Below are 6,069 nucleotides of genomic sequence, written 5' to 3' on the forward strand. Positions count from 1 at the left end.
CATTCATCATTAATTTATTCTTTATTACGCGCATTAGCTAGAAATTCAATAGATTGTATACTCTCTACTCGACGTTCTTTGCGTCTATTTACTCTAGCTGGCGCAGTTTCATGGAACCATATTTCAGTTGGTGTTTCAGGATACACACTTGGTATAGTTGTAGGTTTGCCCTCTTTATCCAATGCAACAAATGTTAAAAAGCTTAAGGCTGCTAAATGTTGTTCTTGTTTAATTACATCTTCGATAATTATTTGTACACAAACCTCCATAGATGTCGTACCTGCATGTGATACCATCGCTTCATACGATAATATGTCTCCCGATTTAATAGGTTGTAAAAAATCAACTGAATCAGTGGAAGCCGTAACTACTGTCGTGTTTGAATGCTTCATAGCACATATAGCAGCTATTTCATCTACATTAGCCATTAAAGTACCACCAAACATTGTATTTAAATGGTTGGTATCTTGTGGAAATACTTGTCTCGCTTTGATACTTTTAGCTTCGGACATCGCTTTACTTTTTCTAGATTCCATAAATTTATCCCCTTGTATTAACTATTTATTTTATTCAGCCCAGTTACCGTGTTCAAAAACCAATTCTTCTTCACCATTTTCTTTAACTCCATAAATAGTTAAATCATTACTACCTATCATGAAATCAACGTGGACTAAAGAATCATTTAAACCACTTGCTATTTTTTCTTCAGTGCTCATTTCAGTACCATTTTCGATGTTGAAGCCATATGCTGAACCTAATGCAATGTGGCATGAAGCATTTTCGTCAAACAACGTATTATAAAAAATCGTGTTTCTATTTGAAATTGGAGAATCATCTGGTACTAATGCAACTTCTCCTAATCTTTTAGCACCCTCATCCGTCTCTAATAAGTTACGTAAAACATCTTCACCTTTTTCCGCCTTGTAATCAACGACTATGCCATCTTTAAATGTTAAAGTAAAGCCATCAATAACATTACCGTTATGGCTTAGCGGTAATTTGTTAGTTACATAACCATCGACTCGATTGCGATCAGGTGCAGTGAAAACTTCTTCGGTTGGGATATTAGCGACGAAAGCTTGCCCTTTACTTGTATAGCTTGTCGCATCAACCCATAAATGACCTTTAGGCAGACCAATAGTTAAATCTGTACCTTCAGATTCATAACGCAATGCACTATATTCTTTTTCTTGTAAACGTTCTGCATGTTTACTTAATTCTGCAACATGCTGTTTCCAGTTTTCTACCGGATCATTACCATCTACTCTAACGATGTTTAATACTTCATCAATTAGTTTTTCATATGCTTCGTCTTCAGATAAGTCAGGATAAACTTTTTGGGCCCAAGTTCTAGATGGATATGCCGCTACAACCCACGGGTATTCATTTTTTTGTGTTGCTTCCATTACACTTTTTAATGCTTGAGCGTTTTTCAATTGGAATGTAGATATTTTATTCTCATTAATACCATTTAATAACTCTGGATCTTGCGTAATTAATGCTAAATTAGCAGCATTTCTATTAATATAATCTTTTCTTGCTTCAACCTCATAAGGTTTAACTTCATTATTTTCAAAATGTTCTACAGGTTCGTATTCAAACTTAAGTCGCGTTAATTTTTCATCGCTATAGTTCACTTTAACGTCAGAAGCACCACGTTGATAAGCAGCTTCAACTATGTATCGTGTCAATTCAACGGCGTCTACACTAGAACGAATATAGACCGGTTGTCCTTCTTGAACATTCATCCCGACTTCAACGAGTAATCGTGCATATTGTTGTAATTTATTCTGTAAATCAGACATTAAATTCACTCCCTATTTTCTAATTTGGCCAAGTGCATCAGCGATTGCCGTTGCTTCACTTGGTGTAAATGATGATTTAGAAGTTACGTATGAATGTATCTCTTTAACTTCATTTTCATCTGCATCTTTAAATTGAGCAGGCTCAATTACACTTTGGTTTACTAGATTTAGTCTTTCTCTTATTTCTGATATCATTTGTTCGTTATTTGATGCCATTAATTTCACCTCTTTTTCAATTTATTTTATCAAAATATAGCACCTTGTAAAATTATTGGTATATTGGTCTTTAGAAATACGTTAAAAAAAGCTAAAATAATAATGAGAAGTAATGCTATGGAGGGAAATATATGGTTACAGTTGCATTTGTCTGTTTAGGCAATATTTGTCGCTCACCTATGGCAGAAGCCATTATGAGACAAAGGTTAAAGGACAGAAATATCGAAGGTGTACGAGTAAAATCTCGTGGAACGGGTAAATGGAATTTAGGTGAGCCACCACATGAAGGTACTCAACAAATTTTAGCAAGCCAAAATATTTCAGTTGATGGAATGATAAGTGAATTGTTTACACATAACGACGACTTTGACTACATTATTGCTATGGACCAAAACAATGTAGACGACATCAAAAGAATCAACCCTAATATTCAAGGACAGTTGTTCAAATTACTAGAATTTAGTAATATGGAAGAAACGGATGTACCAGACCCTTACTACACTAATAATTTTGAAGGTGTGTTTGAAATGGTACAATCTGCGTGTGATAATTTAATTGATTATATCGTTAAAGACGCTAACTTAAGAGAGGGGTAACTCATAATGAATAATAAACTAATACCAGGAATTTTAATTGGTGCGTTTATCGGCGGAGCAGCAACATTAGCTGATAAATCAACACGTCAATCTTTAAAACAATCAATCCAAGACGCTAAAGAAGGTAAACGTTCAAGCGAACCGTCAGTCATTAGCAAAGTTAAAGATGAAGTATTTTATTGGAAAGATGCCATTGAAGAAATTAGACGTAATAATCCTGAATTAGAACGTTCATTAAAAGATGCTAAAGATACTTTTGTAGAACGTAAAAATAAACGCTTAAACTAAGCAATAATATTTTATCAAGCTATGCCTAATTGATATTTAGACATAATAGTAACTAACGTTACCACATAAATAAATTATTTAAGTGGTAACGTTTTATTATATGATTAAATACTTTAACTATTTTCATAAACATATTAACCTTCATATTAGTTTCTTTTATTTATAGACGATTAAAATATGATTTTTACATATTTACCTCAATTTATTTTTAAAGTATATTATTAATTATAAAGCAATGTTAAAGGAGATTAGATATGTCAAAGAAAAAAGAAACCGCTTCTAATTTTTTGAACTCAGTTAAAGAAAAAGAGGACAATAAAATTGCAGAAGAAAAATCTAAGAGCGGAAAATTAGATAAAGATCGTACATATATTAAACCTACCGAATTCCAATCAAAAGATACAAAGAAAGATGGTCAAACATTTTTTGTATCACGTATAAACAAACCAGCAAAATATACTAAAAATCCAAATTTCTTTTCTTATTTGGTTTATCGTATAGGTAAAGATGATGCATCAGGATTATCTGCACAACTTTCATACTACTTCATGTTATCACTCTTCCCTATGCTTATCTTCTTATTATCCATTGTACCTGTCGTAGGTGTTAAACAAACGACAATACAAAAGATGATTAGTGAACATGTACCTCATGATTATGCGAGTCAAGTATCATCACTAATCAACGATATTATGGGGAATGCCAGTGGCGGCTTACTGTCTATCGGTTTAATTTTAGCGCTATGGTCAGCTTCAAATGGAATGACTGCGCTAATGAATGCTTTCAACGTTGCTTATGATGTGGAAGATAGTCGTAATTTTATTGTATCTAAATTGTTAAGTGTTTTATTCACTTTAGTATTGGCAATCGTGTTTCCACTTGCGATGGTTTTACCAGCGTTCGGTGAACAGATTGGTTCATTACTATTTGGCCCGTTAGGATTAGGCGATGAAGTACATTGGCTATTTAATTTATTGCGTATCATTTTACCGTTAATCATCGTCTTTATTGCATTTATGTTGTTATATACATTAGCACCTAACGTTAAAATTAAAATGTTATCTGTTATTCCAGGTTCAATCTTTGCTACTATCGTATTCTTAGTAGGTTCATATTTATTTGGAATTTATGTAACTAACTTCAGTAACTACTCTAAAACTTATGGTAGTATCGCAGGTATTATTATTTTAATGTTTTGGTTATACATTACTGGATTTATTATAATTATCGGTGCTGAAATTAATGCTATTATTCATCAGCGTAAAGTGATTCGTGGTATGACTCCTGAAGAACGTTCTATGAAAGAAATTGAAGAAAATCACAACAAAAATACTACAGCGTAACCAATGCGTCTTTCACAACAATAAAAATACCTCAAACAACCTTAGCGCTGTTTGAGGTATTTTTATTGTTTTATTGAATTAAGTCATGTTGAAATGCGTAAATAACAGCTTGTGTTCTATCTTGAACTTCTAATTTACTTAATATATTACTAACGTGTGTTTTTACCGTCTTAATTGTAATATGTGACGCACTAGCAATTTCTTGGTTAGAATAACCTTTAGCGATAAGTAATAAAATTTCCATTTCTCTTTCAGTTAACATCTCATATAATTCTGCACGTTGTTTCATACGATTACGCATTTTCACTAAAACTTCTGCTTCAAAAACAGATTCATCATTTTGTGTTTTACGTATTGCTTCTGCAATATCTTTAGCACTCGTTGTTTTTAAGATGTAACTATCTACACCAGAATCTAATGCACGATACACTTCGTTATCCTCAATGTAACTTGTTAACATTACAACTTTGATATGTGGTAAATCTTTTTTTACTTGAGCAGTAGCGTCTACCCCATCCATATCATCCATCAATAAATCCATTAAGATTAAATCAGGCTTTAATTCATGCGCTAACTGAATTGCTTCTTTACCTGACTTTCCTTCTCCTACTACTTCTATATCTGGTTGTGTTGATAAATAACTTGATATCCCAATACGTACCATTTCATGGTCATCAACAAATAAAACTTTAATTGGCATCCAATTCCTCCTTATCTAATGGCGCTTTCACTTCTATTCTTGTACCTGAATCAGGTAGAGAAACAATATGGAATGTTGCACCTATTTCTAATGCACGTTCACGCATATTTTTTAAACCATAACTTTGTTCAGTATTTTCATCAACATTAAAACCTATACCATTATCTTGCACACGTAGTAGCAAGTAATCAGCTTGATTAAACAACTCTATTGTAACTTTAGTCCCTTTTGAATGTCGTAATGTATTTGAAATCGCTTCTTGTGTGATTCTAAATAGATGGTCTTCTATACCTTTTGGTACTGAAAAGTCCTCAATATCATGAACGACTTTCATCGGCACTTTTTTCTGTAAATCAGTTACTAAGTCTTTAATACCTTCACCTAATGACTTATCTTTTAGGCCAATAGGTCTTAAATGTAACAGCAACGCTCTCATTTCCAATTGAGAATCTTGCACCATTTTTTCTAAAGTTGGTATTTGTTGATCTAATGGTGGTGCGAGTTCGGTTTCTTTTATTGCGGATAACATCATACTAGCAGCAAATAATTGCTGACTTACTGAATCATGCAGTTCTCTTGCAAGTCTTTGACGTTCATCTTCAATGATTTTCTTCACTTTGACGTCGTTAATATTATATGACTCATTCGTTAAATTTTGCGTTTTCATTCTCAGTTTATGTACTTCTTGATTTAACGGTACAAGTGTATGGTATAACTCAATAGTTTCATTGTACAGTTCGATGTCTTGATCATTTACACCAACCGTTTGCCCTTCTATTGAGCGTTCTATTTGGCGTTGTAGCCAATGGTTCTGTTGATTAATTTTATATGCCAACACCGAACCAACTATGATACATAAAAAAATAATTAATAAATTTAAAAATAGAAACACTGGTATGCCAAAAATTTGCGTATAAAACATACCTTGAAAGTACATTATATTAACAAAAACTTTGTCTATAAAAAAAAATGCAATTAGCGTACTGTATACTAAGATCAACATTGAACCTATAGCTCTTATGTAGTGATTCATTTATAAATCACCTCGACATCCCCTATAAATGTTGAAAGATAAATATTAACAGTATAATTTTCTTCTTTTGTTTTTTCCACAATTTTAA

The 6,069-nt window shown here is 32.6% G+C and carries 8 protein-coding genes and 1 pseudogene; 3 read left to right on the forward strand and 6 right to left on the reverse strand.

What is annotated here, in order from left to right:
- Nucleotides 1-14: 14 nt before the first annotated feature.
- Genes RPL90_RS03330 through RPL90_RS03340 form a run of 3 tightly spaced genes read right to left on the reverse strand, consistent with a single transcriptional unit; the run spans nucleotide 15 to nucleotide 2,021 of the window.
- Entirely contained in the window at nucleotides 15-536 is a 522-nt protein-coding gene (locus tag RPL90_RS03330) for an acyl-CoA thioesterase (protein ID WP_313545541.1), read from the reverse strand.
- Between the two features lie 30 nt (nucleotides 537-566).
- The gene (locus RPL90_RS03335; RefSeq protein WP_313545543.1) at nucleotides 567-1,805 is read right to left on the reverse strand and encodes an aminopeptidase; all 1,239 of its coding nucleotides are present in this window, start codon (nucleotides 1,803-1,805) and stop codon (nucleotides 567-569) included.
- Nucleotides 1,806-1,817: 12 nt separating this feature from the next.
- Nucleotides 1,818-2,021 (reverse strand): DUF1128 family protein, encoded by a 204-nt coding sequence (locus tag RPL90_RS03340; RefSeq protein ID WP_048793238.1) that lies wholly within the window; start codon nucleotides 2,019-2,021, stop codon nucleotides 1,818-1,820.
- Nucleotides 2,022-2,152: 131 nt separating this feature from the next.
- On the opposite strand from RPL90_RS03340, the gene RPL90_RS03345 reads away from it, so the two are divergent.
- From RPL90_RS03345 to RPL90_RS03355, 3 genes are all read left to right on the forward strand, one after another.
- On the forward strand, nucleotides 2,153-2,617 hold the full coding sequence (locus tag RPL90_RS03345; RefSeq protein ID WP_048793239.1) for a low molecular weight protein-tyrosine-phosphatase: 465 nt from the start codon (nucleotides 2,153-2,155) through the stop codon (nucleotides 2,615-2,617).
- A gap of 6 nt (nucleotides 2,618-2,623) precedes the next feature.
- Nucleotides 2,624-2,905, forward strand: a complete 282-nt coding sequence (locus tag RPL90_RS03350; protein ID WP_313545546.1) for a YtxH domain-containing protein — start codon at nucleotides 2,624-2,626, stop codon at nucleotides 2,903-2,905.
- 254 nt (nucleotides 2,906-3,159) lie between these two features.
- Nucleotides 3,160-4,248, forward strand: a complete 1,089-nt coding sequence (locus RPL90_RS03355) for a YihY/virulence factor BrkB family protein (RefSeq protein ID WP_313545548.1) — start codon at nucleotides 3,160-3,162, stop codon at nucleotides 4,246-4,248.
- A gap of 70 nt (nucleotides 4,249-4,318) precedes the next feature.
- On the opposite strand, the gene vraR is transcribed toward RPL90_RS03355, so the two are convergent.
- From vraR to RPL90_RS03370, 3 genes and pseudogenes are all read right to left on the reverse strand, one after another.
- Complete coding sequence (gene vraR / locus RPL90_RS03360) at nucleotides 4,319-4,948, reverse strand: response regulator transcription factor VraR (protein WP_313545550.1); 630 nt, start codon at nucleotides 4,946-4,948, stop codon at nucleotides 4,319-4,321.
- Nucleotides 4,938-5,981: a sensor histidine kinase VraS gene (gene vraS / locus RPL90_RS03365; RefSeq protein ID WP_061855636.1), complete on the reverse strand. Its 1,044-nt coding sequence runs from the start codon at nucleotides 5,979-5,981 to the stop codon at nucleotides 4,938-4,940. Before vraS ends, vraR begins: the two co-directional genes overlap by 11 nt.
- Nucleotides 5,978-6,069, reverse strand: a pseudogene (locus tag RPL90_RS03370) (cell wall-active antibiotics response protein LiaF); the annotation flags it as partial. The pseudogene RPL90_RS03370 and the gene vraS, both read right to left, overlap by 4 nt.

Origin of the sequence: Staphylococcus kloosii, assembly GCF_032139365.1 — a bacterium.
Classification (GTDB): domain Bacteria; phylum Bacillota; class Bacilli; order Staphylococcales; family Staphylococcaceae; genus Staphylococcus; species Staphylococcus kloosii_A.